This is a genomic window from Christensenella sp. (genome assembly GCF_034927525.1).
Classification (GTDB): Bacteria; Bacillota; Clostridia; order Christensenellales; family Christensenellaceae; genus Christensenella.
Genome location: NZ_JAYFPU010000237.1, coordinates 1 through 2273 on the forward strand (window position 1 = coordinate 1; position 2273 = coordinate 2273).

The 2273-nt window shown below is 49.8% G+C and carries 2 protein-coding genes; both read left to right on the plus strand.

Going from position 1 to position 2273, the window contains the following annotated elements; translation table 11 throughout:
• Window positions 1-24 precede the first annotated feature (24 nt).
• Window positions 25-1506 carry a rhamnulokinase gene (locus VB081_RS09875; protein ID WP_323400654.1) on the plus strand — a complete coding sequence of 494 codons (1482 nt, stop codon included), beginning with the start codon at window positions 25-27 and terminating at the stop codon, window positions 1504-1506.
• A gap of 101 nt (window positions 1507-1607) precedes the next feature.
• Window positions 1608-2273: response regulator transcription factor (locus VB081_RS09880; protein WP_323400655.1), on the plus strand; the 666-nt coding region annotated here is incomplete at its 3' end.

A 2273-nucleotide genomic window follows, 5' to 3' on the forward strand; every position in this document is an offset into this window, starting at 1 on the left:
CGGCAGCCAAAATAGAAGATTAAAATGGAGAACAGCCTGGCTCTGGCGGTCGACCTTGGAGGAAGCGGCGGGAAGCTGTTTGTCGGATCGCTTGAAAACGGAAAAGCAAGCTTTACACCTATATACCAGTTCAAAAACCGTATCGTTATTGTAAAAGGGCGGGCGTACTGGGATTTCCTGCATATTTTTGACGAGATCAAAACGGGATATGCAGTAGCACAGCGGGAATTTGGCGGACAGATTCAGTCTATGGCCATTGATGCGTGGTGCAATGATTATGCGCTGCTGACAAAGAATGGAACGATGCTTGAAACGCCGCGAAACTACCGCGACAGCAGGACGGAAGGCTGGATCGAACGTGCTGACGAGCTGATGCCGAAGTTTGAGGTATATCAAAGAACAGGGCAGCAGTTTGCGCGCTTTGAGACGTGTTATCATCTATTGGCACAAAAGGAGCAGGATGGCGATATCCTTAGTTTGGCGCAGGATTTGTTGTTTGTGCCCGACTATCTTTCGTATCTGATGGGGGCGCAGAAATATACGGAGTATACCATTGCGAGCGTGACGAACCTGTATAATATCCTTGAAAACAAGTGGGATGACGATATTTTCAGGGCATATGGCTTGCGTCAAGACCTGTTTTCGCCGATCGTTTATCCGGGGGATAAGGTCGGACGCGTTTCACAGGAGATATGTGAGGAGATGCATACTGCTGCGGCTGATATTTACGCGGCAGGCGCACACGACACTGCTTCGGCGGTGGCGGCAACACCCGCACAGGGCGACGATGATTTTCTGTTTATATCGAGCGGTACATGGTCTCTTGTCGGTGCGGAGCTCAAAGAGCCGATCATGACAAAGGCGAGCATGGAGGCAGGGTTTGGCAACGAAGGCGGCGTGCAAAATCGTGTGCGTTATATCCGCAATGTCATGGGACTGTGGATATTGCAGGAATGCGTACGCGTGTGGAAGCAACAGGGCAAGGAATACACCTTTGCCGGACTGGCGGACATGGCAAGCAAAGTGCAGTGCGACGGTGCGTTTATCGATCCGGACGACGAGCGGCTGTTTGAACCGACTGATATGCCGGATGTGGTTGCGCAGATGTGCAAGGAAAGCGGGTACGTTCCGAAAAACGACGTGGAGCTTGTGCGCATTATTACGCAAAGCCTGGCCTGCAAATACCGCTATGTGGTCGAAAAGATTGAAACGCTTACCAATCGATCCTATGACGGGATACATGTGATTGGCGGTGGCAGCCAGAACGGTTTCCTAAACCAGCTGACGGCGGATTTTACAGGCAAGAAGATATTGGCCGGGCCTGCGGACGCGACGGGGATCGGAAATATTTTGACGCAGTGGATCGGACGAGGGTTACTGAAAGATTTGAATGAAGCGCGTGCGGTATGTGCGCGGTCGTGCGATATCAGGGAATACATTCCATCCTGTCATCAGGACGTGGATGGGCAATACGAATTGTTCCTGCAAACGACAAAATTAAAATAACGAAAGGCAGCCCTGCGGGGCTGTTTTTTTATTGCTTTTCACCTGATGTTCACATTTATGTTTTATTATAGTATGATAAAAGAAAAATGGCGGTAAGATACATGGAAAAAATCCTTGTGGTAGACGATGAAGAAAATATCCGCTCGCTGATCCGGAAATACGGCGAATTTGAGGGATACGAGATCGCGGAAGCGGCAGACGGCATGGAAGCGGTCGAGCTGTGCAGGAAGCACGATTTTGATTTTATCATCATGGACGTGATGATGCCCGAGCTGGACGGATTTTCTGCCTGTGCCAAAATCCGTGAGTCAGGGAAAAATACACCTGTGTTGATGCTCTCTGCGCGCGGCGAGGAATATGACAAGATACATGGGTTTGAGCTGGGCGTTGACGATTATGTTGTGAAGCCGTTTTCGCCCAAAGAGCTTATGATGCGTGTGCGTGCGATTTTGTCGCGGACGGCAAAGGGCGAACAGGAAAAGCAATTGATGGAATTTGGCGGGCTGGTGATCGATGTTTCTGCAATGATTGTTCGTGTTGACGATCAGAAAGTGGAGCTTTCGCCTAAGGGATATGAACTGCTATATTATCTGGCGAAGAATAAGGGGATCGCACTCACGCGGGAAAAGCTGATCACCGAAGTGTGGGGCTATGATTTTTACGGTGATGACAGGACGCTCGATACGCATATCAAGCTGCTTAGGAGTGCGCTTGGAAATTACCGCGACCATATTGTGACGTTAAGAGGAGTGGGATATCGGTTTGAA